General features: G+C 34.5%; 24 protein-coding genes. 8 read left to right on the top strand and 16 right to left on the bottom strand.

Annotation, left to right across the window (positions count from 1 at the left end; all coding sequences use genetic code 11):
- Window positions 1-419: 419 nt before the first annotated feature.
- On the bottom strand, window positions 420-1,544 hold the full coding sequence (locus AC0NBN_RS03320) for a DegT/DnrJ/EryC1/StrS aminotransferase family protein (RefSeq protein WP_160811605.1): 1,125 nt from the start codon (window positions 1,542-1,544) through the stop codon (window positions 420-422).
- Between the two features lie 147 nt (window positions 1,545-1,691).
- Between AC0NBN_RS03320 and AC0NBN_RS03315 the strand changes: the two genes are divergently transcribed.
- Window positions 1,692-3,293: a S8/S53 family peptidase gene (locus tag AC0NBN_RS03315; protein WP_160811604.1), complete on the top strand. Its 1,602-nt coding sequence runs from the start codon at window positions 1,692-1,694 to the stop codon at window positions 3,291-3,293.
- 93 nt (window positions 3,294-3,386) lie between these two features.
- On the opposite strand, the gene AC0NBN_RS03310 is transcribed toward AC0NBN_RS03315, so the two are convergent.
- Window positions 3,387-4,529 (bottom strand): 8-amino-7-oxononanoate synthase, encoded by a 1,143-nt coding sequence (locus AC0NBN_RS03310; protein WP_160811603.1) that lies wholly within the window; start codon window positions 4,527-4,529, stop codon window positions 3,387-3,389.
- 119 nt (window positions 4,530-4,648) lie between these two features.
- Between AC0NBN_RS03310 and AC0NBN_RS03305 the strand changes: the two genes are divergently transcribed.
- Together AC0NBN_RS03305 and abc-f are read left to right on the top strand one after the other, a co-directional pair.
- On the top strand, window positions 4,649-5,863 hold the full coding sequence (locus AC0NBN_RS03305; RefSeq protein WP_160811602.1) for a cation:proton antiporter domain-containing protein: 1,215 nt from the start codon (window positions 4,649-4,651) through the stop codon (window positions 5,861-5,863).
- A gap of 144 nt (window positions 5,864-6,007) precedes the next feature.
- The gene (abc-f, locus tag AC0NBN_RS03300) at window positions 6,008-7,900 is read left to right on the top strand and encodes a ribosomal protection-like ABC-F family protein (protein WP_160811601.1); all 1,893 of its coding nucleotides are present in this window, start codon (window positions 6,008-6,010) and stop codon (window positions 7,898-7,900) included.
- A gap of 121 nt (window positions 7,901-8,021) precedes the next feature.
- On the opposite strand, the gene AC0NBN_RS03295 is transcribed toward abc-f, so the two are convergent.
- Window positions 8,022-9,077 carry a Gfo/Idh/MocA family oxidoreductase gene (locus AC0NBN_RS03295; RefSeq protein WP_160811600.1) on the bottom strand — a complete coding sequence of 352 codons (1,056 nt, stop codon included), beginning with the start codon at window positions 9,075-9,077 and terminating at the stop codon, window positions 8,022-8,024.
- A 179-nt stretch (window positions 9,078-9,256) separates the two neighbouring features.
- On the opposite strand from AC0NBN_RS03295, the gene AC0NBN_RS03290 reads away from it, so the two are divergent.
- The 3 genes from AC0NBN_RS03290 (at window position 9,257) to AC0NBN_RS03280 (ending at window position 12,885) form a co-directional block, all read left to right on the top strand.
- Entirely contained in the window at window positions 9,257-11,539 is a 2,283-nt protein-coding gene (locus AC0NBN_RS03290) for a TonB-dependent siderophore receptor (RefSeq protein ID WP_160811599.1), read from the top strand.
- A gap of 78 nt (window positions 11,540-11,617) precedes the next feature.
- The gene (locus tag AC0NBN_RS03285) at window positions 11,618-12,133 is read left to right on the top strand and encodes a hypothetical protein (RefSeq protein WP_143883720.1); all 516 of its coding nucleotides are present in this window, start codon (window positions 11,618-11,620) and stop codon (window positions 12,131-12,133) included.
- 161 nt (window positions 12,134-12,294) lie between these two features.
- Window positions 12,295-12,885: a porin family protein gene (locus AC0NBN_RS03280; RefSeq protein ID WP_143883719.1), complete on the top strand. Its 591-nt coding sequence runs from the start codon at window positions 12,295-12,297 to the stop codon at window positions 12,883-12,885.
- Window positions 12,886-12,991: 106 nt separating this feature from the next.
- On the opposite strand, the gene AC0NBN_RS03275 is transcribed toward AC0NBN_RS03280, so the two are convergent.
- Window positions 12,992-13,627 (bottom strand): peroxiredoxin, encoded by a 636-nt coding sequence (locus AC0NBN_RS03275; protein ID WP_160811598.1) that lies wholly within the window; start codon window positions 13,625-13,627, stop codon window positions 12,992-12,994.
- A 92-nt stretch (window positions 13,628-13,719) separates the two neighbouring features.
- Between AC0NBN_RS03275 and AC0NBN_RS03270 the strand changes: the two genes are divergently transcribed.
- Window positions 13,720-14,589 carry a mechanosensitive ion channel family protein gene (locus AC0NBN_RS03270; RefSeq protein ID WP_143883717.1) on the top strand — a complete coding sequence of 290 codons (870 nt, stop codon included), beginning with the start codon at window positions 13,720-13,722 and terminating at the stop codon, window positions 14,587-14,589.
- An 87-nt stretch (window positions 14,590-14,676) separates the two neighbouring features.
- Here the strand turns inward: AC0NBN_RS03270 and purF are convergent, their stop codons facing one another.
- From purF to AC0NBN_RS03235, 7 genes are all read right to left on the bottom strand, one after another.
- On the bottom strand, window positions 14,677-16,176 hold the full coding sequence (purF, locus tag AC0NBN_RS03265; protein ID WP_160811597.1) for an amidophosphoribosyltransferase: 1,500 nt from the start codon (window positions 16,174-16,176) through the stop codon (window positions 14,677-14,679).
- 90 nt (window positions 16,177-16,266) lie between these two features.
- Window positions 16,267-16,986, bottom strand: coding sequence for a phosphoribosylaminoimidazolesuccinocarboxamide synthase (purC, locus tag AC0NBN_RS03260; protein ID WP_089741268.1), 720 nt, complete (start codon window positions 16,984-16,986; stop codon window positions 16,267-16,269).
- 30 nt (window positions 16,987-17,016) lie between these two features.
- A complete protein-coding gene (locus tag AC0NBN_RS03255) occupies window positions 17,017-17,712 on the bottom strand; it encodes a DUF3307 domain-containing protein (RefSeq protein ID WP_143883715.1) in 696 nt (231 codons plus the stop codon).
- 1 nt (window position 17,713) lies between these two features.
- Window positions 17,714-18,319, bottom strand: a complete 606-nt coding sequence (locus tag AC0NBN_RS03250; RefSeq protein ID WP_143883714.1) for a SatD family protein — start codon at window positions 18,317-18,319, stop codon at window positions 17,714-17,716.
- A 369-nt stretch (window positions 18,320-18,688) separates the two neighbouring features.
- Complete coding sequence (locus AC0NBN_RS03245) at window positions 18,689-19,177, bottom strand: endonuclease V (protein ID WP_474466992.1); 489 nt, start codon at window positions 19,175-19,177, stop codon at window positions 18,689-18,691.
- A 7-nt stretch (window positions 19,178-19,184) separates the two neighbouring features.
- Entirely contained in the window at window positions 19,185-19,553 is a 369-nt protein-coding gene (locus tag AC0NBN_RS03240; protein ID WP_312343246.1) for a VOC family protein, read from the bottom strand.
- A gap of 18 nt (window positions 19,554-19,571) precedes the next feature.
- Window positions 19,572-20,624, bottom strand: coding sequence for a M28 family metallopeptidase (locus AC0NBN_RS03235; RefSeq protein ID WP_160811596.1), 1,053 nt, complete (start codon window positions 20,622-20,624; stop codon window positions 19,572-19,574).
- Window positions 20,625-20,751: 127 nt separating this feature from the next.
- On the opposite strand from AC0NBN_RS03235, the gene AC0NBN_RS03230 reads away from it, so the two are divergent.
- Window positions 20,752-21,891, top strand: coding sequence for an aminotransferase class I/II-fold pyridoxal phosphate-dependent enzyme (locus AC0NBN_RS03230; RefSeq protein ID WP_160811595.1), 1,140 nt, complete (start codon window positions 20,752-20,754; stop codon window positions 21,889-21,891).
- Between the two features lie 33 nt (window positions 21,892-21,924).
- On the opposite strand, the gene AC0NBN_RS03225 is transcribed toward AC0NBN_RS03230, so the two are convergent.
- The 5 genes from AC0NBN_RS03225 to gpmI form a co-directional block, all read right to left on the bottom strand.
- Window positions 21,925-22,692, bottom strand: a complete 768-nt coding sequence (locus AC0NBN_RS03225; protein WP_160811594.1) for a class I SAM-dependent methyltransferase — start codon at window positions 22,690-22,692, stop codon at window positions 21,925-21,927.
- Entirely contained in the window at window positions 22,693-23,502 is an 810-nt protein-coding gene (gene map / locus AC0NBN_RS03220) for a type I methionyl aminopeptidase (protein ID WP_160811593.1), read from the bottom strand. It lies immediately after the preceding gene.
- A 131-nt stretch (window positions 23,503-23,633) separates the two neighbouring features.
- Window positions 23,634-24,065 carry a BT0820 family HAD-type phosphatase gene (locus tag AC0NBN_RS03215; RefSeq protein ID WP_130913247.1) on the bottom strand — a complete coding sequence of 144 codons (432 nt, stop codon included), beginning with the start codon at window positions 24,063-24,065 and terminating at the stop codon, window positions 23,634-23,636.
- A gap of 93 nt (window positions 24,066-24,158) precedes the next feature.
- A complete protein-coding gene (locus AC0NBN_RS03210; RefSeq protein ID WP_143883695.1) occupies window positions 24,159-25,136 on the bottom strand; it encodes an acyl-ACP desaturase in 978 nt (325 codons plus the stop codon).
- Between the two features lie 223 nt (window positions 25,137-25,359).
- A complete protein-coding gene (gene gpmI, locus AC0NBN_RS03205) occupies window positions 25,360-26,901 on the bottom strand; it encodes a 2,3-bisphosphoglycerate-independent phosphoglycerate mutase (RefSeq protein WP_143883694.1) in 1,542 nt (513 codons plus the stop codon).
- Window positions 26,902-26,971: the final 70 nt, after the last annotated feature.

Genomic DNA, 26,971 nt, shown 5'->3' with positions numbered 1-26,971 from the left:
ATTTCATCTAATTCCAAGAAATCAATACGTTTAATCTTAAAGAAATTCACCATGAATATGAGAATTAAAATAATTGAAATTATTGTAATAAATTTCCAATTATCCTCCTTATAGTAATCATTTCTGTAAATTAATTGCATCATTCCAATTAGAAAAAGTAATAAAATAATTGAATAGTGAATGTTTAAAAGTAAAATTGTATATCTAGATCTAAATAGAAGCGAAATTAAACTTAAAAAAGAAGTAAAAGCTACTGCAACAGCAAATAGAAAAAGACAACTTTCTTGTGAAAATATTTCTTGTGAAGTAAAGTTAGCAAAGCTATCATAACTTCCAAAGCTAAATAAAATGAATATAAAGACTTCTATTAAAAATAGTAAAATCCCGATAATTCTATACTTAAAAACTCTCTTCTTCATTTATCCCATAAATTCCAACACAGCATCCGTAATATACTTCAACTGCTCTTCATCCAATTCCGTATGCATCGGAAGAGATATTACCTGATCCAAAAGTTTGTCTGTATTCACAAAATCAGCATCATTACTTTCCTGGTAATAAGCTTTTTGCTTTCTTAAAGCTACAGGATAATAAATCATTGCAGGAATTTCTTTTTCAGTTAAAAACTTCTGTAGTTCATTACGTTTTCCATTCAGAATTCTTAAAGTATATTGGTGAAATACATGCGTTGAGTATTCAGCTCTTTTGGGAGTCAGGATATTTTCGTTCCCTGCAAATGCTTCATCATAAAAATCTGCCGCTTTTCTTCTTGCATCATTGTAAGTATCCAAATGGGGAAGTTTTTTTCTTAAAATCGCTGCCTGAACACTGTCTAATCGGGAATTTACTCCAACTTCATCATGGTAATATCTTTCATACATCCCATGATTGACAATTCCTCTTAATCTGTGCGCCAAATCATCGTTGTTGGTAAAAATAGCACCTCCGTCTCCATAACAGCCTAAATTTTTAGAAGGAAAGAAAGAAGTTGTTCCTACAGTAGACATGGTTCCCGCTTTTTTTACCGTTCCGTCTGAAAAAGTAAATTCTGAACCAATTGCCTGTGCATTATCTTCAATAACAAAAAGATTGTTTTCTTCAGCTATTTTTAAGACCTCTTCCATATTGGCACACTGCCCGAAAAGATGTACAGGAATAATCGCTTTTGTTTTTGGAGTAATCGCTTTTTTAACAGCTTCAGTAGAGATGGTAAAAGTATCGTAATCTACATCTACTAAAACCGATTTCAGTTTCAATAAGTGTATTACTTCTACAGTTGCAGCAAAAGTAAAATCTGACGTAATGATTTCATCGCCTTCCTTCAGATCAAGTGCCATCAAAGCAATCTGCAAAGCATCTGTTCCGTTAGCACAAGGAATTACGTGTTTTACATCCAGATAAGTTTCCATTTCGTTTTGAAAAAGCTTCACTTCAGGTCCGTTGATAAAAGCAGCAGAATCCATCACATTAAGAACTGCATTATCTACATCATTTTTTATTTTGTAATACTGACTTTGTAAGTCAACCATCTGAATTTTCTTCATATTTTTTAATTTTTTTTGAAAGTACCGTCACATTTAAAGTTTAAATTGTGTGTGGGTTTATCAACAAATATTTGTGTAAAAATAAGGAATTTAAAATCCTGTCAAAAATTTTATTGATTTTGTTTTATCTTTATGCAAAATTATAAGATGAAAAAGTTTTTACTCTTTTGTTTTTTAGCGGGTTACTCCATTACACATGCACAATCGGAATTGGTATTTGTCTATTTTACAGGAAAACCAAACAAAGCTGCATTTTATGCCAATCCGCTTTCCGAGCTTTCACAAAAATCTATTGACAGAAGAACTGCCTTGGGAATTCCGCTTAACGATCAGGACGCTCCTATTGAGCAGTCTTATATTCAAAATTTACAAAATCTGGGATTTACCATTACCGATTATTCTAAATGGCTGAATGGTGTTGCAGTGAATGCCAATCAGGCTCAGGTAAATATCATAAAAGCTCAGCCTTTCGTGCAGTCTGTTGAAAGTTTTGCTAAAAATTCTTCTCTTGTTTTAAAAAATCAGACAACAAATAAATGGTCTGATTTTGAAGCTCAACAAAAAAACTTAACTGTTTTTGGGTACGGCGCAGGTTCCGAACAGATTGATCAGATCAATCTCAGACCTCTTCATCTTGCAGGATATACGGGAACCGGAGTTACTATTGCCGTCATTGATACCGGATTTCCTACCGTAAATACCGGTTCTGCATTTTCCAGATTATGGACTCAGAATAAAATTAAAGGCGGCTATGATTTTGTAGCCAAAAATACCGACATTTACAATCCTTCTTTAAATTATCACGGAACAATTGTTTTAGGAACAATCGGCGGATATATCGCAGATTCGTTTGTTGGTTCTGCTCCTGATGCTGATTTTTATCTTTACAGAAGCGAAAATGCGGCTGTTGAGATTCCGGAAGAAGAATTATATTGGATTGAAGCTGCTGAAGAAGCCGACCGAAAAGGAGTTGACATCATTACTACTTCTCTGGGCTACAATATCTTTGATGATCCTAAGTACAATTACACCTATGCTCATCTGAACGGATCAACATCCTTCATCGCAAGAGGAAGCGAAATTGCTGTCAACAAAGGCATTTTTGTTTTATTTGCAGCAGGCAATTCCGGGCAGAATTCGTGGCATTACCTTACAACACCGGCAGATAATACCAAAGTTTTCACTATAGGAGCCGTAGATTCAGCAGGAAATTCTTCAGGATTTTCTTCCTACGGACCCAATTCTCTCGGAGCTGTAAAACCAGATGCAAGTGCAAGAGGTACCAATACGGTAACAGTTAACAACAATTCTGTAACAACCTCTACAGGAACTTCTCTCTCAACTCCTGTTGCCGCAGGCGGCGTTGCCTGTCTCATACAGGCGTTTCCTACCATGAACAGAGATTTGATGAGAACCAAACTCCGTCAGACTGCTTCACTCTATCCCGCTCATACTGATCAGATGGGATACGGAATTTTAAATTTTGGAAATTTTTATAATTCAACATTAAATACTTCTGAACTTGTAAAAAGAAATAAAATTGCAATTTTTCCGAATCCTGTAAAAACCATCCTGAATATCGCGACTGAAGAAGAAGTAACGGCTGTCGAAATCTATGATAATCTTGGGAGATTTATTACAAAATCTGTTCAAAAATCTGTTCAGGTGGAAGACTTTGCAAAAGGCACCTATTATCTGAAAGTAAAAACCAAGAACAATATTTACTATGCAAAATTTATCAAAGAATAATTTAGAAGTTTTATGATATTTCTGAATTAATATTCATTATCATTGATAAGAAATTTTAAAGCTTAAACCTTTTTAACCAAATTTAGAAATATTTTATTTAAACGGTTTACGCTGAATCCATTCGGTTTTTGGATTAACTGAAGTAAAAATCTTTTCCATCAGGAAATTAACCCATTTGTTTTTATGCCGGATTAATCCAAAAATTTCAACAGGTTCTGCACCAATCGTAGACTTTATTTCTAAAGCCGTTCTGCCAAAAATTATTCTTTCAAAACGATTTTCGATCCCAAATTCTACCATATCAAAAAGCATATTCAGATAAATTTGTTTCTCCTTCTGAATTTCTTTATCGTACCCAAGAAAATAAGTATCAACATCTTTATTATTGATGATTAAAGTATAAAAACCAATCAGTTTTTCTTCTAAAAAGTACCCGAATACCCTGAATTTGTTACCCAGATGAAACTTCATGGATTTAAAATGATTTTCACGAAGAAAAAAAGTGTTGAATGGTGCATTTTCAGCTACATTCTGATAAAGAGCATTCATATCATGCTGATATTTTTTAATCTCTTCAATGTCCAATTCACTTCTATGAATGCCATCCAGCTTTTTTTTGGCAGATTTAAATCTTGCTCTATACTTTTTAGAAAAATCAAGAGAATAGTCTTCCATGCTCTTCCATTCTTTCCTGATGTTTAAAATCATGTTGGGCTGAACAGAAAATCTGTAATACTTCTCAAAGTTTTTGGTTTCAAAATGTTTTAGAAAACTTTTCTGATAATCTTTGAACGAAACAAGGGATGGTTTACCAAACAGGTGTTGAGACTCCAGTGAGGCTTCATCCAATAACAGTATTGCATTTTCTGAGGTGATTTTTGAAAGATTAAAATAAAATCCGTTTTGCCCGGTGAGCATATTATTTCCAAGAATCAATAAATCGCGGCTGAACTGTTTTGTAATAAAATTTCTGATGCTGCATAAAATTTCGTTTTTCTGAAATGTTTTATGTTCTGAAAAACTCAGATACTGAATCAAAGCCCCTCCAATCAATTCATTACGATCAAAAAAACCTGCGAAAACACATTTCATGTTCTTTGGTTTAGACTCTTCTAAAGTATAAAAGTAGGATTTTGACAGCATAACATTGTATTGTCCTATAGTAAAATCCCAGTCATCCGGAAGTTCTGAAACAGAGGTGAAAATTTTAAAGTGATAAGCCATAAAAATGTCCACAAATGTAGTCTTTAAATTATAATGTAGTTTGTTTTTCAATATACAATCATCAATATTTTTATTTATTGTGGCTGAAAATTTGCTTGGAATATTGTTTTAAACCAGATTACAATTACAGGATGGATTATGTATTAATATTAACTTTTGCAGGTCTTGCAGCATTTTTAATGGTTTGGATGCCAAAACTATCTCAATATACAGGAATTTCTTATTCTGTATTTTACGTCTTATTTGGAGGTCTTATTTATTTACTTTTTCCACAACATTTACCCAACCCCATTCCCGGAGATAATCTTGATTTTACGCTTCACCTTTCTGAGCTTATTGTTATTATTTCCTTAATGGGCACAGGATTAAAAATTGATCAGAAATTTTCTTTTAAAAACTGGTCTTCTCCGCTAAAGCTGGTTTTTATAACAATGCTTTTATGTATTTCTGCTGTATTTCTCTTAGGATATTATATATTAGGTCTGGGTTTGGCTTCAGCAGTTTTACTGGGAGCAGTTCTGGCTCCTACAGATCCCGTTTTGGCATCTGATGTACAGGTGGGACCTCCCAATGAAAAACATACAAGTAAGACAAAATTTATTCTTACAGCAGAAGCAGGAATTAATGATGGAGTGGCATTTCCTTTTTCATGGCTTGCCGTAGTTATCAGTTTTTCAACGTCTGGGCATGACGTAAGCTTTTTCAAATGGTTTACGTATGATGTAATTTACCGTATAGGAATAGGACTCCTTATCGGATTTATAGCAGGAAAAACTCTGGGATATATAGTATTTGATGCTGCAAAAAAATACCAATTCCTGAAAACCAGTGACGGACTTCTTGCGGTAGCTGCTACACTTTTAGTTTATGGATGTACCGAACTCATCTCAGGATACGGCTTCATCTCGGTCTTTGTATGTGCCGTTACCTTCCGTCATTACGAGAAAAAACATGAATATCATGATGAGCTTCATTCTTTTACTGATCAGATAGAAAGACTTCTGTTGTGTATTCTACTTATTCTGCTTGGAGGAAGTGTGGTGATGGGAAGTTTAGAAAATATAACATGGCAAACAGTAGGTTTTGGTCTTGTATTTCTTCTGGTATTACGTCCGTTATTCGGCTGGATAGCACTCAGAAAAAACACACTCAACTTTCGGGATAAACTTGTAGTCGGTTTTTTCGGAATCCGTGGAATGGGATCTGTGTTTTATCTCTCTTTTGCTCTTTCTAAATTTGATTTTGAAAATGAAAATGAATTATGGACATTGGTTTTATTTACCATTCTTCTCTCTATTGCCATACACGGATTTACCGCAAGTGCTGCGATGAAAAAAGCAGATTGATCGTTCATTATAAGTTAATATTGTTTTTCGGGATAATTATTTTTAAGGTTAGATTTAAGCACTAACGAATCGAAACTAAAATGTTTTTTGTTGTCGGCAGATTTTTATATTTTGTACTTTTGTGGCACAAAATTTATATATCAGATGAATTACGTTGCTGCTGAGAATCTTACCAAATCGTACGGAATAAAGACTTTATTTAAAAACATCAGTTTTAATATCAATGAAGGGGATAAAATTGCCATTGTTGCCAAAAACGGCAGCGGAAAATCTACTCTTCTTAAAATTTTGATGGGTAAAGAAATTGCGGACAGCGGAACTGTAATTATCAACAAAGATATTCAGGTAGTTTTATTTGATCAGGAAATTGATTTTGATTCTCAGCTCACCATTGATGAATATATGATGACGCTGGATTCTGAACCGATTCAGGCACTGAAAAACTATCATCAATCTCTGCATTCTACTGATACCGATTTTATAGAAAATGCTTTGGCGCAAATGGAAGTGCATAAAGCCTGGGATCTGGAAAACGAAATGAAACAGATTCTTTCTCAGCTCAAAATTACAGACCTGAATGCCAAAATGGGAAATCTTTCGGGAGGACAGATTAAACGTGTAGCTTTGGCAAAACTTTTAACAGCGACCAGAGCTGAACACCGCCATACTCTATTGATTATGGATGAGCCAACCAATCACCTGGATGTTGAAATGGTAGAATGGCTGGAAAACTATCTGAATAAGGCAAAAATAACATTACTGTTGGTTACTCACGATCGTTATTTTCTCGACAGTGTTTGTGATACTATCTGGGAAATGGAAGATCAGAACTTATATGTTCATAACGGGGCTTACGCAACATATCTTGAGAATAAAATGATTCGTGAAGATAATCTGAATGCCACCATTGATAAAGCAAACAACCTTTACAGAAAGGAACTGGAATGGATGAGAAGACAGCCGAAAGCCAGAACTACTAAGTCAAAATCACGAATTGATTCTTTCTACGAAACGGAAAAAGTTGCTAAAACTGATACCAGGAAACAAGGTCTAGAACTTGATTTTGAAATGAAAAGATTAGGAAACAAAATCCTGGAGCTCAAAAATATTGATAAAAGTTTTGGAGACAAAGTTTTGCTGAAAGACTTCAGTTATTCTTTCCAGAGAGGTGAAAAAGTGGGTATTGTGGGTAAAAACGGAGCCGGGAAATCTACTTTATTAAATATCATTCAGGGATTTGAAAAAGCTGACAACGGAGAGATTGAAACCGGAGAAACCATCCATTTTGGATATTTTTCACAAAAAGGACTTCAGTATAAAGAAGATGAAAGAGTGATTGATTTCATCAGAGAAGTAGCAGAACATTATCCTTTAGCCAACGGAAAAAGTCTTTCTGCATCGCAGTTTTTAAGATTATTTCTTTTTGATGACCAAACGCAGTACTCTCCTATTTCCAAACTTTCGGGAGGAGAAAAAAGAAGACTGCATCTGATGTATATCCTGTATCAGAATCCAAACTTTTTGATTTTTGACGAACCTACCAATGATCTGGATCTTCCTACTTTAACGGTATTAGAAAATTTTTTACAGCAATTTCAGGGTTCTTTGATTATCGTTTCCCACGACCGGTATTTTATGGACAGAATCGTAGATCATATTCTGGCGTTTGAAGGCAACGGAAAAATTAAAGACTTTACCGGAAACTTTTCCGAATACAGAGAAAGTAAAAAAACTGAATCAGGAAATCAAAAAACAGAGGATAAAACCGAAACTCCTGAAAAAAAACTTCCTGCAGCCAATCCTCCTGTTACCGCAAAAAAGAAACTTTCTTTCAAAGAGCAGCGAGAGCTCGAAACAATTGAAAAGGAAATGCCGGATTTCGAAAAAAACAGAGCTGAAATTTTAGAAAAGCTTAATAATGAAACCGATTATGAAAAAATAGCAGGTTTGTCAGCAGAACTCGAAACAATTTCAGAAAAGCTTGAAAATCACGAAATGAGATGGCTGGAACTTCAGGAAATCTTAGGAGAAGCATAGTTGAAATAAAGGGTTTTTGAGAGTTTTAGAGTCGGAAAGGCTGTTTTTTTAGACCAAAAGAGTTTGTTTATCAATTATTTTTGGCAAATCAAAACTCTCTTATTATCCCAACCCTAAAACCTTATAAATAAACCACTTTTTCTTCTTTAGCACTTTCTATCGCTGCTTCAATAATTTGCATATTCTGAATAATTTCTTCGGCAGGCGATGGCAGCGGGTATCCAAAAACAATATGTTCGTAAATCTGCTGGTAATAGTTCATATAGTTTCCCGGCTCGCTTAATGTGAGAATCCGCTCGGTTTTCTGATTTTCATCAACAAAATTGAGAATTCCATCTTGTTGCTGTAAAGGCTTTGTCCAGTCTTTTCCATAAACAGGAATGGCTCCTGCAATCAGTTCATTTTCCTGATTGTCGCTTCGCTCCTGCAAAAAACTGCCTTTGGAACCATGAAGACTGTAAGCATAATGGGCTTCTTTAGAAAATGTACTTGATTTTAATCGTACGATAAAATGATTTTTATAATAGAGTAAAATTTCAAAATAATCATTGGCAAAATTCTCCCCTTTCATCGAAAAAACATCAGCAAAAATCTTATCAGGAAACCCAAAAAGCAAAGTTGCCTGATCTATAAGATGTGCTCCTAAGTCATGAAGTGCTCCGGAACCCTTATGATTCGGATTTTCTTTATGTTCTTTACCTCCTGCTTCAGTTCTGAATCTGTCGAAACGAATTTCTACCTCTTTCAATTCACCCAGCTTTCCGCCCGACAGAATTTCTTTCACCTTTAGAAAATCTCTGTCAAATCTTCTGTTTTGGTAGACACTTAAAAATAACCCTTTTTCTTTGGCTAATTCCGATAATTCCTCAGCTTCAGCAGCATTTACAGTAAAAGGCTTTTCAACAACAATATTTTTTCCTGCTTGTAGAGCTTTTTTAACAAAATCAAAATGTGTCTGAACGGGAGTATTTACGATAACCAGATCAATATCTGCACGATTCAGCATCTCTTCCACCGAGCGGTAAATAGTTGCATCAGGATATTTTTCTTTAGATTCTTTCTTATTCCTCTCAACAATTGCTGAAATAAAGAAGCCAGGATGTTCTTTCAAAAACGGAGCATGAAAAACTTTACCGCTCATTCCAAACGCACACAGTCCTGCTTTAATTAATTGCATACTCTAAATTTTTAACAAAGATATTATAATTCCCTTTGAATCCTCATAAAAGCAGGAAACATCCTATTTTCTAAATAACCAATTAATGATAAATATCATTTTATAGTTTTTATTAATTCTAAATAATAATTTACATTTGCGTACTATTTAAAACCGCTCTAAATAACAATAAAACGAACATGAAAAAGCAGCTTGCAACAATAGGATTAATATTCGCAACCATTTCTTTGGATGCGCAGCTGAAATATATTGAAAGTGATACCCTTAAAATTCAAACTATTGAAGATGTGAATCTTCATAAGACAGGAAACCCCAACAAAGCGAGACCTTTATCTACAAAGTCTAATCTTACGATGATGGAAACTCCTCAGCCGATCGCTATTGTAACTCACGAAATCATTGAGCAGCAACAGGCAAAACAGCTAAGTGATGTTCTTCAGAATGTAAATGGTATTTATGTAACTTCCTCAAGAGGAAATTCACAGGACAGCTTTGGAGGAAGAGGTTTTATCTTAGGAAATGACAATATTTTCAAAAATGGTTCCAGAGTCAACAGCGGTGTTTTTCCAGAAGTAACAGGCTTGGAAAGAGTGGAAGTTTTGAAAGGTGCTAATGCAATGCTGTACGGAAATACTGCTGCAGGTGGTGTTATTAATATGATTACTAAAAAACCGAGATTTAATTTCGGAGGAAATGTAGGAATGAACGCCGGAAGCTGGAATTCTTATAAACCAATGGTTGATATTTATGGTCCGCTTTCAAAAAACGCTGCATTCAGAGTTAATGGAACCTATGAATATGCTGAAAGTTTCAGAGATGTAGTACAATCGGAAAAATATTATTTTAATCCTTCATTTCTTTTTAATTTGAGTGAAAAATCGCAATTAATCATTGAAGCAGATTATCTTAAGAATGATTTCACTCCTGATTTTGGAATTGGAGCTATTACCGAGCGAGATGGTTATACTTTTAAATTAAATAATCTTCTGCCAAGAAATTCGTTTTTAGGAACAGATTGGCAATTTCAAAATGTAGAACAGGCTACTACCAATGTTACTTTTAATCATCAGTTCAGCGAAAGATGGACTCTAAATGCTACAGCTTCTTATCAGAACTATACAAAAGATTACTTTTCAACAGAAAGAGTTCAGTGGGGCTATGTAGGCGACAGACTGACATGGAAGAGACCATTGAACAGAACCTATAATGAACAAAACTATACGTCTGCACAGGTAAATCTGAATGGAGAGTTTAATACGGGAAAAATTAATCATAAAGTATTATTCGGAACTGATGCAGATTATGGTACAGCCGACGCATACAGCTACTTTAATCCCACCACCAGACGTGCTTACGGAACAAGTTATCTTTACGGAACCAATGGGAACAGCAATGGTCTGCTTTATCTTGACAACCCAGAATCATGGATAGGTGGAAATATGCCTGATTCAGAAAAATTAGAAAAAAACAGAATCAATACGAGAAGAATTGGTGTCTATGCTCAGGATTTTATCAGCCTAACTAAAGAATTCAAAGTAATTGCCGGATTACGATGGTCATATATTGAAAATATGCCTACCATTAATACTGCATTTAAAACCGTAACAAACGGTTTGGTAAGTATTGATTCTAAAGAAGTTAAAAAGCTGGTAGATAATTCAGCTTCATCAGATCAGGCAATATCACCAAAATTAGGTTTCGTGTATATGCCTAATGATAACTTTTCTGCATTTGCCACATATACCAATTCGTTTGCAGCCAATGTTGGGAAGCTAAGAAATAATGAAGCTCTTACTCCTACTAATATTGATCAGTACGAAGTGGGTGCCAAAAAAAATCTTTGGAATAATTCATTAGCAGTTAACCTGACAGTTTATCAGATTTTCTACAGAAATTATTACCAGAATGCACTGGATGACAATGGCAACCCTATAGATCCTACAGGTCTTACAAAAGATTTTGCAGGAAAAATGAGAAGCCGAGGTGTTGAACTGGATATTACAGGCAATCCTAATGAAAATTTATCTATTATTGGTGGTTTTTCATATAACCATTCTGTTTATCTGGATACTCCGGAAATGTTTGGGTATGTTGAAAACCAAAGATTAGTAAGAACTCCTGCTACAACAGCAAATGCATCTGTATTTTATAAATTCACAAAATTTGTTCCCGGATTAAAATTTGGAGCCGGAATATATTACATAGGTGACAGACTTGCAGGATGGAACGACACAAAAACCGGTGCCAACAGCTTACAAAAAAGAAACGGTATAAGCAGAGTTTTTGAGTTGGATGACTACACTACTGTATCACTATCAGCAGCTTATGAATGGAAAAAATTCATGATCCAGGCAAGAGTGGGTAATCTTTTTGACACAGTAAACTACAATGTACACGAAAATTATTCTGTAAACCCAATTGCACCAAGAAACTATTATTTTACATTAACCTATAAACTCTAAGTTCAACAAGATAAATTATTGGAAAGTGGTAACTGAATTTTGAGGTTTCCACTTTTACTATTTGAAATAAAACAATACATGGATAAGATTAAAGACACAAGAAGTTTCATGAGAATTACCCACCGATATCTGGGGTATTTCATGGCAGGCATTATGACAATTTACGCTGTAAGTGGCGTCTTGCTCATTTACAGAGATACCGACTTTCTTAAAAAAGAAAAAAAATATGAAAAAATCATCGAAAAAAATCTTGATGAAAAAGCGCTTGGTAAAGAACTGAAAATTAAGAATTTTGAGGTTGAAAAAACAGAAGGAACCATTCTTAAATTCAAACAGGGAACTTATAACTCTGTAACAGGAGAAGCAAAATACACAAAAAAAGAGCTGCCTTTCATTTTGGATAAAATGGCAAAACTTCACAAATCTCAGTCTAAAGATAGATTTTCGCCTCTAAATGCATTTTTCGGGATTTGTCTCTTTTTCTTCGTTATATCAAGCTTCTGGATGTTTAACCCAAAAAGTAAAGCATTCAAACGTGGAATTAAATTCACAGTTGCAGGGCTTGTTGCTGCTGTGGTTTTATTGTTGATTTAAATTATCATATCATTAAAAATAACTTCAATTTTCCACATAAGTATATTATGACAAAATTGACTGTTTTTTATTAAAAAGCTTCATAACAGGATGGTTTGGCACATTAATTGTGTTTCATAATTTATTCAAAATAGTAAACATTAATTATTAAATTATAAATTATGAAAAAACTAATTCTTACAGGAATATTAGCCGTTGCAGGATTAGCTACTACAGCAAATGCACAGATCCAAAGAGGTAACTGGATGGTTGGAAGCAGCTTGATTTCAAGTAATTTTGGATTGAATACAGGAGGTGGATATAACATTCAGATTCAGCCAAGAGGTGCATATTTCATTGAAGATAATGTTGCTGTCGGTGGATATGTAGATCTAGGTATCAATAAAGTTACGAACGGCAGCCCGACTGAGTTCATTTACGGAGTTGGTGGTTTAGGAAGATATTATCTTTCACCAGGTGAAAAAGGTGTTGATAATTTATTAAATCATGGTCGTTGGTTTTTTGAAGCTAATGCAGGTCTAGGAGGTCGCAGCGTAGAAAACGGAAACTCTACAACAGGTTTTGACTTTGGTGTAGGTCCTGGTTATTCTTATTTTATCACTCCGAACATTGGTTTGGAAGGTTTGGTAAAATACAGAGGACAGACAGGTTTTGGTAATGAAGGTTTAAACTCTAACATTACTTTTAATGTAGGTTTCAGTATCTTTATCCCAACATCAAAAGCTAAACAAATAGCAAACGATGCTCAATAATATTGAATAAACTATTATTAAATAAACAACAAAAGCGGTTCGGAAATTATTCCGAGCCGCTTTTTCAATTAAAACTAAACTATATAATAAATAAAAAAACCAATTGCTATTTGTTTGGCTGAGGTGTGTATCTTAAATAAGGTTTGATTTCTTTAACACCTTTTTGATAAAGCTTTTCTGCATCGGCAGTAGAAACAGCAGGCGGAATAATTACATCATCACCATCTGTCCAGTTAACAGGTGTTGCCACCTTATATTCATCTACCAATTGTAATGAATCTAAAACCCTGCTGATTTCATTGAAATTTCTGCCTGTAGAAGCTGGATAGGTAATAATAAGTCTTACTTTTTTTTCCGGGTCAATAATCAAAAGAGAACGAACGGTTGCCGTAGCTGAAGCATTAGGATGAATGAAATCATAAAGCTCAGAAATCTTCCGGTCTTTGTCTGCTATGATAGGAAATTGCACATATGTATTCTGGGTCTCATTGATGTCTTCAATCCATTTTTTATGATCTTCTACTCCATCTACACTTAATGCAATAACTTTCGTATTCTTTTTTTCAAATTCCGACTGAAGTTTTGAAGTGAAACCAAGTTCCGTAGTACACACAGGCGTAAAATCTGCAGGATGAGAAAATAAAATTCCCCAGGAATCTCCTAAGTAATCATAAAAATTGATTATTCCCAAACTGGATTCTTCCTGAAAATCCGGTGCTGTATCTCCTAATTTAATTGACATAATATTTTGTTTTATTAGTCTACAAATTTAATAGACTTTTTGAAACCAACAAAATAATTTTAAAGAATTTTATATTTTTGTTAAAAAAAAATATGGAAAAAACCAGTCGCAGCTATTTTGACATGGTATACCGCGTATTAGAGAACTGGTATGTGAAGTTTGCACAGTTTACTCCGAAACTGGTAGTCGGAATCATCGTCTTTTCATTCTTTCTGATGTTCAGCAAATACCTGAGTAAAGCTGCAGTAAATCTTATGCACAAAATTTTTCCTAACAGCAAAAAGGAAGGTTCTGTAGTCACTATTATCGGAATTTTCAGATTCATTATCATGCTTCTGGGTACTTTTGTTGCATTGGAAATCATGGGCTTCAGCAGCTTTTTATGGAAATTTATCGGAAGCCTGGGAGTGGCAGGAGTTATTGCAGGAGTTGCCCTGAAAGATCTTGTATCAAGTATATTTTCAGGAATGCTGATTGGTATAGACAAAGCATTTAAAACAGGCGATTATATCACAATAGGAAATCACTCCGGAACAGTGCAGGATATTGGCTTTCTTACAACAAAAATTATCACTGATGATGGTAAAAAAGCATATATTCCCAATCAGGTCATATTCAATGCACCTTTCTACAACATCTCTGCTTCTCCGCAAAGAAGAATCATATTAGATTTTGAAATTCCGGCAGATGAAGATATCCATAAGGCACAAAACAGCATTTTAGAAGTGATCAGAAATCTGCCAAATACTGACCGTCCCGAAACAGCAGAGGTGAATTTTACTAATTACAAACAAGGAAATTTCACTTTACAGGTAAAATTCTGGCTAGCTGTTGGAGCCAATATAGTTCAGGTAAAAAGTAATGCTTTATCACAGATTAAAACTAAATTAGACGAAATCAAAATTCCTTTGGTAACTCCTACAAGCATCAATATTGTGGGTGATAAACAAGCGAATGATTAATTATATGTAAAAGAACAACAAACAAAAAAGTTTATTGAAACAATTTCAATAAACTTTTTTTAGGAATATCTGATCTTTGAGATCTTTTTAATTAAATAACTCCACTTCCTCTCCTTTTCCCACCGGATATTCTTCAGTAAAACATCCGAAGCAGTGATTGGCAGAACCTAAAATCTCTTTTAAATTTTTAACACTCAAAAATTCTAAAGAATCAACTCCTAAATATTTTCTCAGTTCTTCCGTAGTCATATTGGCAGAAATCAGATCGTCTTTTGATGGCGTATCAATTCCTAAATAACAAGGCGCAATAATCGGTGGAGAAACACTTCTGAAATGAATTTCTTTCACTCCTGCATCTTTCAGGATCTTAACCAGTCTTTTTGAAGTAGTTCCACGTACGATGGAGTCATCAATAATAACCACTCTTTTATCTTTAATTTCAGAAATAATCGGGTTCAGTTTAAGGTTTACTACCCTTTCTCTCATTTCCTGAGTCGGTACGATGAAACTTCTTCCGATGTATCTGTTTTTAATTAAAACCGGACGGAAAGGAATTCCTGAAGCCTTGGAAAAACCAATTGCAGCTGGTACTCCGGAATCCGGAACACCAATCACAACATCTGCTTCTATAGGAGCCTGATGCCAGATTTTTTCTCCTGATTTTTCCCTGATTTCGTAAACATTGATGTTTTCAAGTGAAGAATCGGGTCTTGCAAAATAAATATATTCAAAAGAACAGATTCTTTGTTTTGCTTTTGCTTCATCAACCATAATGGAGTGAAGTTTTCCAGGCTCATTTTCATTGGTATAAATAATTTCTCCCGGTAAAATATCACGTACGTATTGTGCTCCAACAGCGTCCAGTGCTACAGATTCAGAAGCAACCACATAAGAATTTTCGTTAATTGCTCCCAAAACCAAAGGACGGATTCCGTTGAAATCTCTGAATGCAAAGAATTTGTTTCTCGTCATTCCGACTACAGAATAAGCTCCTTCAATCTTTTCCATGGTCGCTTTGATCGCTCCGCGAAGCCCAAGATCAAGATTTTTCTGAATCAATCTTAAAATCACTTCAGAATCAGAAGTTGCTCTGAACACAACACCTTCAGCTTCCAGCTCAGCTTTCAGCTCTTTTGCATTGGTTAAATTTCCATTGTGTGCAATTGAAAGAATAATCTGATCATATTCGTTTTTAGCAAAAAAAGGCTGGAAATTATATTTCTTTTTGTCTCCTGCAGTTGTATAACGGGTGTGGCCGATGGCAGAATTTCCCATAAAAGTTTCAGGATCTGCGATCTCTTTATAAACATCCAAAACCAGACCTTCATCTTTCATATTGGTAATTCTTCCGTTTTTAAGAACAGAAATACCACAAGCTTCCTGCCCTCTGTGCTGAAGTGCAAAAAGCCCGAACTGTGAAAGAGAAAATGTATCCAGATCATTATCAGAATACATTCCGAATATACCGCACTCTTCGTTGGGAGCGTCTAATCTTTCTTCTTCCTGCGTTCTGAAAAGATTTCTTCCGTAGGTTTGAGTTTCAAATTGTTTTAAATATTCACTTTTATGAATGTCTAAACTTTTCATTTTTATTTCTATATAGATTTTTTGTAGATCTTCAGTTAGATGTAAATTTAAATATTATGTTAAATAAATTTACATCTGCTTACTCTACATTTATTTGTTAAGAACAGCTTTCAATCTGTTATAAATCTCAACATACGCTTCGGTAACTTCACCAAGATCTCTTCTGAATCTGTCTTTATCCAGTTTCTTCATAGTATCTTTGTCCCAAAGCCTGCATGTATCAGGAGAAATTTCGTCAGCAAGAATAATTTCACCATCTGCAGTTTTCCCTAATTCAATTTTGAAATCTACAAGGATGATGTTCATTTTATCGAAAAGATCAATTAAGATTTCATTGATGTCTGAAGTTAATTCATACATTTCATCAAGTTCCTCATACGTTGCCGCACCTAAGAACACTGCGTGGTGATCGTTGATAAGCGGATCTCCCAATTCGTCTTTTTTGTAACAGATATCGAAGATGGTAACCGGAGATTTTATTCCTTCTTCCACTCCTAATCTCTGAGCCATGCTTCCAGCGGAATAGTTTCTTACCACCATTTCCAAAGGAATGATAGATACTTTTCTTACCAACTGCTCTCTTTCGTTCAGTTGTTTAATGAAATGAGTCTTAATCCCTTTTTCATTCAGATATTCAAAAATAAGAGTGGTGATCGCATTGTTCATCTCTCCTTTAAGGTCTACAGACCCTCTTTTCTGAGCATTGAATGCAGTAGCATCGTCTTTAAAACGCACCACTACTTCATTAGGATTATCGGTTGCAAAAACCTGTTTTGCCTTACCTTCGTACAACATTTCTTTCTTTTCCATTTCTACAATTACTTTTATTAGATTGATATATTACTTAACTAAAATTCCTGTTAAAACTGCCATTCCGAAACTTAAAAGAGTTCCGATAAGAACATATTCGGTTAACTTCCTCTGCTTTGCCTGAGCAAGATCACTGAATCTGAAAACAGATTTCGCAGCGATCATAAAACCTACGCCTTCCCAATGATTGACTACAATAAAGGTGAAAACCAATAATCGTTCTAAAATCCCGATATATTTTCCGGCACTTGATAAAGATTCAGTCTGTATATTGTTTTGAGTTTCGGAAACCGGAGTCCACGAAGACAATAATATCTTGATGAAAATGGAAGCCGGTGTCGTTAAAAACAAAGCTGCCATAATGATTTTTAAAAACTCCTGATTTTTAAGAAAATCAAAATTAAATTCATTGAAATAAAAGGAAATTCCTGCAATCACTGCAATATGCAAAGCCTGATCAATAAAGAACCATGATTTTTTAGATTTTACCGTCTGGAAGCTCAGCTTTGCAGCATCAATAATAAAATGTGAAAACCCTACCAAAACGGCAATCCACCAAAGTTCGGTATTCCAAAGGAAAATGAAACTCAGAATCGTGTGAATGAGAACATGAAGGTATAAATATTTGCTTTTCAGCTTTTTGCTTTCTTTCTCTGCAACCCATGAATTTGGCTGAAGAATAAAGTCTCCAAGTAAATGCGCCAATATGAGCTGAACAAAAATCATTTTACAGTTCTGAAATTTTCTTTTTAAAATATTGATTAGTCTCTACAATGAGTTCGTAATTGGCGCGTTTCAGCCTTTGACTTACAGAAGACTGTGAAATGTTAAATTTTTTTGCTAAATCTTCCTGTGTACTGTTGGGATTCATGATCATTTCGTGAACGATTTCCGAAGTAGCCATTGTCCAGTTATCAAAATCTTTGGATGCCCATTTCAATAGAATATTCAGATCACGATCCACACGGTCATTAGATGTTTTTATTGAAACAGTATGTCCGTCACTTTTAAGTTCATTCAGAAGTCTTCCCGAGTTTACATACGCAGAGCCGTTAGATTCTGTGATTTTTTCGGACGAAAAATTTTCATGTCCGATGCCAATGGCAATTCTTACATCTAAATTTTCCTGACTCTTGATTAATGATTTTATGGCTAAGAAATACCAGAAAACATCGTCTATTTTACATTTCAGCTGAAACTCATCACCTCTGTAAATTTCCCATGCTTGCGGAGTGCTTCCCCAATTTTCGAGAAGGTTTTTAAGTCTGGTAATCCATACTTCTGTCGCAGACTGCTGCGAATTGATAATATCTCCGGTGATGACGGCAATCATTCTGCAAATATAATCATTAATACTTATAAATAAAAAATATAAGTTAAAAAGCTAATAATAATCTTTTATTATGTATTTCACTTATATTTAAAAATAATTATTCATATTTTTATGTTGATAAAATGTGAATTTTAACATTCAGTTTAAATATTTTATCAATATTTATCTCTAAATTTACTATGTAAAACAAATCCAATGTATCTAAATTTTGCTTTTTTCGATTCCGGAATTGCAATTAAATTTAAAATAAAAATTTAAGCACAGCATCGTCGGCTGTGCTTTTTTGTTGTTGTCTAATTTAAAAAATGAGATGTATTTATCTACTGGATCCGCTTCTAAAGAGCGGATTCTTTTATTGGCTGACTCTGGTTAGCTGATCCAGCTTTTTGAGAAGTGACGGGATTCGGAATTCACCATGCATTTCTGAATCTTTATTTGAATTTCTGAAATATCTGCTCCGGTAACAGTTACATATAAAGGTATTTTACTTCTACCCCGTAAAACTTCTGCTCTGTTGATATTTTCTTCCGAAAATTTATTTTTTGCAACTCCAACAACAGGACATCTTTCATCAAGTTCTTTAAACAGGTAACCTCCTAAGCCTAACTTACCCTCTGAGTTTAAGCTCATATAGCCATCAACAATTATCACATCTCCTTCATTTAAATTAATTTTTTTCAATAAATGAAGAATACATGGCAATTCTCTTTTGTAGAACGCACCGCTTTCATAATCAGCAGTAATGGATATGTTTTCTGAGTAAACAGCAGTTTCCTTTTCAGAATTCCAATTTTCAAAAGCGATACAGACTGTTTTAGCGAAATTGTCATAATAATACGTATCGAAAGCGTAAATCATATGATCATTAATTAAAAAATTCTCCGAAATGCCATAAAATACCTGAAGGATCATGCAGAAAACACTCTTTACCCCAATCCATTATTCTCACAGGAACCAGTTTTACATCAGAGTATTTCTCCTGCAAATTCAATGAAGATAATTCTTTCCAAAAATCATCAGTATTTTCGACTTCTACAAAAATCATTGTATTATCAATCCATTCTTTTGCATAATAATCCTGTAGATAAAAGGCAAAATTTTCTTTTTTAAAAACAGAAAGATTGGGCTGAAGAATATTTTCTTCAAACCCTAAATCTTTATAAAACTCTCTGCTGACGGTAAAGTTTTTAGCTCCAACAAATGGACGGACTGATTTAATTTGCTGATTCATCATCTTCTGACTTAGTAAAATCTATTTTTTGTCTACCACAATTCTATCTTTTCGGTTTGCCAGTTCCCAAGCAGTAGCAAAAACAAGTTGAGTTCTTTTCTGTAATAAAGAAAAATCTATTTTGCTGACATCATCAGTAGGTTTGTGATAATCTTCATGAATTCCGTCAAAGAAAAATGCAACAGGAATATTGTTTTTGGCAAAATTATAGTGATCTGACCTGTAATATAATCTATCCGGATCTTTAGGATCATCATACTTATAATTCAGCTCAAGGTTATTTGTTGCTTTATTGGCTTGTTCATTGATTACTTTCAGTTCTGAGCTTAACATTTCCGAACCGATAACATAGACATAATTTTTGCCTCTGTTTTCGGGATCATCACGACCAATCATATCAATATTGAGATCTGCAACGGTATTTGCTAATGGAAAAACAGGATGATCTGCATAATACTCAGAACCGAAAAGCCCATGTTCTTCTCCTGTCACATGAAGAAACAGAATTGATCTTTTAGGACCGTTTCCTGCTTTTTTAGCAGCCTGAAAAGCTTTTGCAATCTGCATCACAGCAACAGTTCCGCTTCCATCATCGTCTGCGCCGTTATAAACAACACCGTTTTTACTTCCTACATGATCATAATGAGCAGAAATAACAATAATTTCTTCCGGTTTCTCAGTTCCTTCAATAAAAGCAAGAATATTTTCTGAGTCGGGCAAATTCCAGCCGCCTCTCTGTTTCATAAATGAAGCCGGAACTTTCTGGTAATATGAACCTAGTTGTTTAGGATAAGAAATACCTAAATCTTTATAAAAGTTGATCATATACTCACCCGCTTTTTTCTGCCCCGGACTTCCGGTGTCTCTTCCCTCCATTTCATCAGAAGCAATTACTGTTAAGTTTTTCTTCAAATCATCAATCTTAATTTGCTGATATGCAGAATTAAAAGCCTTATTATTTTTTAAACTACTTGAATTTGAAACATCAGTTTTTTTCGTACTTTCTGAAACGTTTGCGGATCCACAACTGCTTAAAATAACTACAGATAAAAGTGGTATTAGTATTTTTCTCATATAAATATTTGTTTAAAAACGACTGCTTTGAATAAAAAATAGCAGATTAAGAATTATTGGTTTAAAAATACTAAAAATATTTTAGCTGTATTAGCAAAACTATTTTTTTATATATTTGATAAAGCCTATGGTAAATAATTACGGATTTAATGATTTTACATTTTTCACTGAGATGTCTGAACTCGCTTCGAGACATCAAAGTTATGATTTGTCATTAGGGCTGCCAGATTTTGAAGTAGATGTACGTTTACGTAACTATCTCAAAGAAGCTGCAGATGATTGTTCGCACAGTTATGAATCACTTGCAGGAAATGAAATGCTCATTGAAGGAATTATAAACCTTCATGCTAAAAGAAAGCACAGTTTAATCATTAATCGAAATGAGGTTAATATTGTGCCCTGCTCTACATTTGCTCTTTTTACTTCTTTAAAGTCAATTTTAGATATTGGCGACGAAGTTGTTGTTATTCAGCCTTCTTATTATACTTATGCACCATCTATTGTTATCAATGGCGGAATTCCTGTTTATTATGATCTGGAAACTGATTTTAGTATAAACTGGGAAAAATTACAGAAATGTTTTTCAGATAAGACAAAAGCAATTATAGTTAACTCTCCTCAGAATCCTACAGGAAAAATCTGGAAAAAAGAAGACTGGAATCAGCTTTATGAATTGATTAAAAACCAAGAAATTTATTTAATTTCAGAAGAAATTTACGATCTTTACTGTTATGATTCTGTAGATCATTACAGCTCGTTTCTTCATCCCGAACTAAAAAAAAGAACATTCTGTATCTTTTCTTTTGGAAAAATGTTTCACGCAACCGGCTGGAAAGTAAGCTATCTCATATCCAATGAGAATCTGCTCAAAAATTTCAGAAGTTATCAGCAGTACATCTCTTACAGTACCAATGCGCCGTGTCAGTATGCCATTGCACAATACCTAAAAGTTTTCGATCCTAAAGAAAACCAGGAAATGATGCAGCATAAAAGAGATATCTTTATCAATCTAATTAAGGAAACTCCGCTTCAAATTGAATCTCAGGCAGAAGGCGGTTTTTTCCAGATTGTAAATTTCAGAAACTTGAATAAAACAATGACAGATATTGATTTTTCAAAATGGCTTACAATAGAAAAGAAAGTCTCCTGTCTGCCCTTATCTGCTTTTTACACCTCCAGACAAAATTCAGACTATATAAGATTCAGCTTCGCAAAAAAAGACGAACTTATCATTCATGCATTAGAACATCTCAGGAAAAACCTTTAAAAAAAAGGCTTCAGAATTTCTAAAGCCTATTTTTTATTTTTTAAATACTACCGGGAGAATTTCATTCTTTCTCAAACCATATTTTTTGATTTCTTCGTCAGAAAACTTTTGAGAATAATAATTAGCTTCAGCTTCAAATCCGACATTTTGCAAACGGTCAAAATAATCCATTCCATACCATCGGACATGGTCATACTGTCCAAAATGTTTCTGCCTTTCTTTTGGATCTGTAATAGAAAAATCTTCATAAGTTTTTTCTAAAGAGTTTTTCATAGGAACCTGTAAAATTCCCCATCCTCCAGGCTTCATAACACGATAGAGCTCTTTCATAGCTTTGGTATCATCCTGAATGTGTTCTAAAACATGATTACAAAAAACGATGTCAAAACTTTCATCCGGGAAGGGCAAATCTAAAATATCTGCTTTTACATCTACAATCGGAGAATATAAATCTGCCGATATGTAGTTGATATTGCTCATTCGTTTGAATTTTCTTAAAAATTCCTGTTCGGGAGCAATATGAAGAACTTTATAATTTTTAATAAAAAAATCGGTTTCATTCTGCAGATAAAGGTACATCTGCCGATGTCTTTCCAGGCTTAAAGTTCCCGGAGATAAAGCATTTTCTCTTTGTTTACCATAGCCGTAAGGAAGAAATTTCCTGTATGATTTTCCGTCAATAGGATCAAAAAACTGATCTCCTTTAAAAAACTGATAAATAAGCGGTCTCGCCCAAACACTCATTTGAATAAGCATCGGACGAGGAATTTTATTGAGTAAAAACTTAGTCAGCTTTTTCATTTAAAAATCCAGTTGAAAAGCTTTTTCCTCATCTGTTACAATTCCTAAAGCATCATAAATATACTGGAAAGTAGACAATAAAACAGGTTTACCGTTAATTACCGCCACATCATGCTCAAAATGTGCAGAAGGTTGATTATCTAACGTAGTAACCGTCCATCCGTCGTTATGAAACTTTACTTTTTCTGTTCCGAGATTGATCATCGGCTCAATAGCGATAGTCAAACCATCTTTGATTACTTTTCCGCTTCCCTGTCTTCCGTAATTCGGAACCTGCGGATCTTCGTGCATTTGTCTTCCGACTCCATGACCAACAAGCTCTCTTACCACTCCGTATCCTTCTTTTTCACAATGTGTTTGAATAGCATGAGAAATATCTCCTATCCTTTTTCCTCTTACACACTGCTCAATTCCTTTATAGAGAGATTCTTTAGCAACTTTTAATAACTTTTGGGTTTCTGGTTTTACTTCACCAATTTCAAAAGTATACGCATGATCACCTACAAAACCATTGAGAATAACGCCGCAATCTACAGAAAGTACATCTCCTTCCCTTATTTCTTCTTTGCTTGGAAAACCATGCACCACCTGTTCGTTAGGTGAAATACACAGTGAATAAGGAAAACCTCCATATCCTAAAAAAGCGGGCTGTGCACCATGGTCTTTTATAAATTCGTGCGCTAATTTGTCTAAATGCAATGTAGTAACTCCAGGTTTGATTTCTTTTGCCAACATTCCTAAGGTTCTGGAAACTAACTGGGCACTTTGCTTCATCAGACGAAGTTCGTCTATGTTTTTTAATTGAATCATTTATTTTTGATGTTAGATATTAGATGTTAGATATTAGTTTTAAATAACAGCAAACATCTATATTTTCTGACCAGTAAATTTGAAGCACCGTTTAGAACTATTTTCTAATTACTAACTTCTAATTTCTTGATTTACCAGAACAGTCCTTTTTTCTTTTCTTTTTTAAGTTTTGAATAAGCTAAAACTTCTTTACCTTCAACGCGAAATTCAATTCTTTCGTTGATGATATTGTAAATTTCGCCCCAACCAGGAAAGCCTCCCAGATTTCTGTCATCTATAAACCAATCTGCATCAAGTTTTCTTGATTGTGTCTGAGGATCAAAAACTTCTCCGTCAAAACTGGAATTGACAGCATAAAATTCTATCCCGTTTTGTCTGCAAAATTCTACTGCTTCGTCCAAAGTTTTCCCGTGTCTGTAAGTCCACAGTATCAATCTAAAGCCTTGTGACTGAAGTTTTTTGAGGGTTTCAAATGCGAAAATTTTAGGTTTACCGATTGAAGGATATGCATCCTCTACAATCGTTCCGTCAAAATCTACAGCAATTTTTTTATTATTTAACATTTTATTGCGTTTTTAGCTGTGCAAAGATAAGAAATAAATAAAAGAGTGCCGAAAAACAATCAGCACTCTCATTTATAATTTAATTAAAATATTTTAATTCTTCACCCAGCTGAATTCAAACTGTAAATCCGGTGTGGATAATCTGTCTGTTATTTTTTGCAATCTGGAAGGAAGTTTCATTAAATATTCCTGTGCTTTTTCTGCTTTTTCGGTAAGACCTGTTACATGCTCAATTTTCCATTCATCAAGAAGCTCTTTCATAATATTGATGTAATCCTGACCTGTGTAGACCATACATCTTTGCGCTGCGTCTGAAAAATGCCCCCAAAGTTCTCCGGCTTTCTGACCAGACTGTCTCATCATGTGAGCAGGCATTACGATTTTTTTCCGCATCATATCTTCAAACGCCAAAATCATTTCTGAAGGATCAAGCTCTAAAATTTTGGTCACAAAATGTTTATAAGCTTTTGCGTGTCTTGCTTCGTCTGCTGCAATTACTCCGCACATTTTTGCCAGTTTACCGTTTCCTGACTGCTTAGCCAGTGTACCTACTCTTCTGTGGGAAATATTGGTTGCTGTTTCCTGAAAACTGGTATAAACAAAATTTCTGTAAGGATCCATACTTGTTCCCAGATCAAAACCGTCACTGATTAAATACTGAGTTGTAATTTCTACTTCTCTCATATTTACTCTTCCGCAGAGATAAAGGTATTTGTTCAGCAGATCTCCGTGTCTGTTTTCCTCAGCAGTCCAAGATCTTACCCAGCTTGCCCAGCCTACTTTTTCTTCCTGATTAACGCCATCAACACCCATTAACCATGATTCGTAAGACGGTAGAGCTTCTTCTGTAATACAGTCACCAATTAAGGTTACAAAAAGATCATAAGGCATTTCTCGTGCAAAGGTCTGTATTTCGTCTAAATCGTGTTTGAAATCTTCGCTTGACGGATCAGGTAAAAAATCTGAAGGTTGCCATATTTTTTCTATCGGAGTCAAAAATTTATCAAGAAAAGAACTGACTTCCTTCTCCAAAATACTCATTACCTCTTTTCTTACCAGCTGATTGTACATTTAAAAATAAAATTTATAATTTACAAAGATATGATTTATTTATTATTTGGGGCATAATATCGTATGTATCTCATACCATGCCTGATATAAATCATTAAAAATAGCATTACTATCTGAGTTTGCTTATCAAAAACTTTTTAATTAACATAATATTTCAAAAGTCTTATGCAAACAAATTAAACACGCTCTTATTGTAACGCTATTTTAAGATTATTATTTTGTATCAAGATACCAAAATATCTCCTGTCATTACTGCAGGAATTTCAATATCCATTGTATGTAATATAGTAGGAGCCACATCACCCAGTTTTCCTGGTTTCAGAGTCCACTCTTTATCTTTATCCATTACAATAAACGGAACAAGATTGGTAGAATGCTGTGTGTTTGGAGATCCGTCTTCATTTATCATGACATCCGAATTGCCATGATCTGCCAGAATAAAGACTGTGTAGCCATTCTCATAGGCCATTGTTGCTACTTTTTCAATGCATTGATCAACAGTTTCGGCAGCTTTTACAGCAGCTTCAAAAACACCGGTATGACCTACCATATCTGTGTTGGCAAAATTTAAACAAATAAAATCTGCTGTCTGATTTTTCAATTCAGGTAAAATGACATTGGTAATTTCGTAAGCTGACATTTCCGGTTTCAGATCGTAAGTAGGAACATCTTTTGGGCTTGGACACAGCAGTCTTTTCTCACCGTGAAACTCTTCTTCCCTACCTCCGGAAAAGAAAAATGTAACGTGAGGATATTTTTCGGTTTCAGCAATTCTGATTTGTGTCTTGCCATTTCTTTCTAAAACCTCACCCATTGTTTCTCTCAAAACTTCTTCGTCAAAAACAACATTTACATTTTGGTAAGTCTTGTCATAATTGGTGAGTGTAATGTAATGGAGATTCAGTTTATGCATAAAATACTCAGGCATATCGTGCTGACAAAGTACTTCGGTAATTTCTCTTCCTCTGTCTGTACGGAAGTTGAAACAGATTACCACATCATGATCTACAATTTTTCCTACCGGAACAATATTTCCAAGCTGTGTAGTGTTTACAACTACAATCGGTTTGATGAATTCATCTGTTACATTTTCTTCGTATGAAGCTTTTATTGCCGTAACAGCATCTGTAGTCTGAAGACCAATACCTTCCACCATAGCATCATAAGCCAGCTTTACTCTTTCCCATCTTCTGTCTCTATCCATCGCATAGTATCTTCCGATCACGGAAGCCAGCTTTCCAGTAGTATGAAGCATATGATTCTGAAGTTCTTCAATAAATCCGAGCCCTGAGTAAGGATCACAATCTCTGCCGTCTGTAAATGCATGAACGAATACGTTTTCATTTAAACCAAACTCTTTGGCCGCAGATAATAAGCCTTTTAAATGATTGATATGTGAATGCACTCCACCATTAGAAACCAAACCGATAAAATGCACATTTTTATTTTCTCTTTTTGCATAAGCAAATGCCTGCTGAATAACTTCTTCGTGTCCTAAAGTTCCGTTTTCTACTGCCATATTGAGCTTTACCAGATTCTGATAAACAACCCTTCCTGCTCCCAGATTCATATGTCCTACTTCGGAATTTCCCATTTGTCCCGCAGGAAGTCCTACTGCCAAACCGCTTGCTTCTAAAGTTGTATGTGGGAATTTCTGATAACAGCTGTCTATAAATGGTGTATTTGCCTGAGCTAATGCCGAAACATTAGGATTTGTTCCTAAACCCCAACCATCAAGTATTGCTAATATTGCTTTTTTTGACATTTTAAATTTATTTAACAAACAAATTTATTGATTTTAAAGCGAATTGAAGAATTTGAAAGACTTAAATTTC

The sequence above is a fragment of the Chryseobacterium sp. L12 genome (genome assembly GCF_056133985.1).
The sequence above is the reverse complement of the archived record's forward strand: the minus strand, read 5'-3'. Positions and strand labels throughout refer to the sequence as shown.

What these genes read in the sequence shown, in the direction of transcription:
- AC0NBN_RS03320 (WP_160811605.1), bottom strand. Translation starts at nt 1,544, where the DNA reads ATGAAGAAAATTCAGATGGTTGACTTACAAAGTCAGTATTACAAAATA.
- AC0NBN_RS03315 (WP_160811604.1), top strand. Translation starts at nt 1,692, where the DNA reads ATGAAAAAGTTTTTACTCTTTTGTTTTTTAGCGGGTTACTCCATTACA.
- AC0NBN_RS03305 (WP_160811602.1), top strand. Translation starts at nt 4,649, where the DNA reads ATGGATTATGTATTAATATTAACTTTTGCAGGTCTTGCAGCATTTTTA.
- abc-f (WP_160811601.1), top strand. Translation starts at nt 6,008, where the DNA reads ATGAATTACGTTGCTGCTGAGAATCTTACCAAATCGTACGGAATAAAG.
- AC0NBN_RS03295 (WP_160811600.1), bottom strand. Translation starts at nt 9,077, where the DNA reads ATGCAATTAATTAAAGCAGGACTGTGTGCGTTTGGAATGAGCGGTAAA.
- AC0NBN_RS03290 (WP_160811599.1), top strand. Translation starts at nt 9,257, where the DNA reads ATGAAAAAGCAGCTTGCAACAATAGGATTAATATTCGCAACCATTTCT.
- AC0NBN_RS03285 (WP_143883720.1), top strand. Translation starts at nt 11,618, where the DNA reads ATGGATAAGATTAAAGACACAAGAAGTTTCATGAGAATTACCCACCGA.
- AC0NBN_RS03280 (WP_143883719.1), top strand. Translation starts at nt 12,295, where the DNA reads ATGAAAAAACTAATTCTTACAGGAATATTAGCCGTTGCAGGATTAGCT.
- AC0NBN_RS03275 (WP_160811598.1), bottom strand. Translation starts at nt 13,627, where the DNA reads ATGTCAATTAAATTAGGAGATACAGCACCGGATTTTCAGGAAGAATCC.
- AC0NBN_RS03270 (WP_143883717.1), top strand. Translation starts at nt 13,720, where the DNA reads ATGGAAAAAACCAGTCGCAGCTATTTTGACATGGTATACCGCGTATTA.
- purF (WP_160811597.1), bottom strand. Translation starts at nt 16,176, where the DNA reads ATGAAAAGTTTAGACATTCATAAAAGTGAATATTTAAAACAATTTGAA.
- purC (WP_089741268.1), bottom strand. Translation starts at nt 16,986, where the DNA reads ATGGAAAAGAAAGAAATGTTGTACGAAGGTAAGGCAAAACAGGTTTTT.
- AC0NBN_RS03255 (WP_143883715.1), bottom strand. Translation starts at nt 17,712, where the DNA reads ATGATTTTTGTTCAGCTCATATTGGCGCATTTACTTGGAGACTTTATT.
- AC0NBN_RS03250 (WP_143883714.1), bottom strand. Translation starts at nt 18,319, where the DNA reads ATGATTGCCGTCATCACCGGAGATATTATCAATTCGCAGCAGTCTGCG.
- AC0NBN_RS03245 (WP_474466992.1), bottom strand. Translation starts at nt 19,177, where the DNA reads ATGATTTACGCTTTCGATACGTATTATTATGACAATTTCGCTAAAACA.
- AC0NBN_RS03240 (WP_312343246.1), bottom strand. Translation starts at nt 19,553, where the DNA reads ATGATGAATCAGCAAATTAAATCAGTCCGTCCATTTGTTGGAGCTAAA.
- AC0NBN_RS03235 (WP_160811596.1), bottom strand. Translation starts at nt 20,624, where the DNA reads ATGAGAAAAATACTAATACCACTTTTATCTGTAGTTATTTTAAGCAGT.
- AC0NBN_RS03230 (WP_160811595.1), top strand. Translation starts at nt 20,752, where the DNA reads ATGGTAAATAATTACGGATTTAATGATTTTACATTTTTCACTGAGATG.
- AC0NBN_RS03225 (WP_160811594.1), bottom strand. Translation starts at nt 22,692, where the DNA reads ATGAAAAAGCTGACTAAGTTTTTACTCAATAAAATTCCTCGTCCGATG.
- map (WP_160811593.1), bottom strand. Translation starts at nt 23,502, where the DNA reads ATGATTCAATTAAAAAACATAGACGAACTTCGTCTGATGAAGCAAAGT.
- AC0NBN_RS03215 (WP_130913247.1), bottom strand. Translation starts at nt 24,065, where the DNA reads ATGTTAAATAATAAAAAAATTGCTGTAGATTTTGACGGAACGATTGTA.
- AC0NBN_RS03210 (WP_143883695.1), bottom strand. Translation starts at nt 25,136, where the DNA reads ATGTACAATCAGCTGGTAAGAAAAGAGGTAATGAGTATTTTGGAGAAG.
- gpmI (WP_143883694.1), bottom strand. Translation starts at nt 26,901, where the DNA reads ATGTCAAAAAAAGCAATATTAGCAATACTTGATGGTTGGGGTTTAGGA.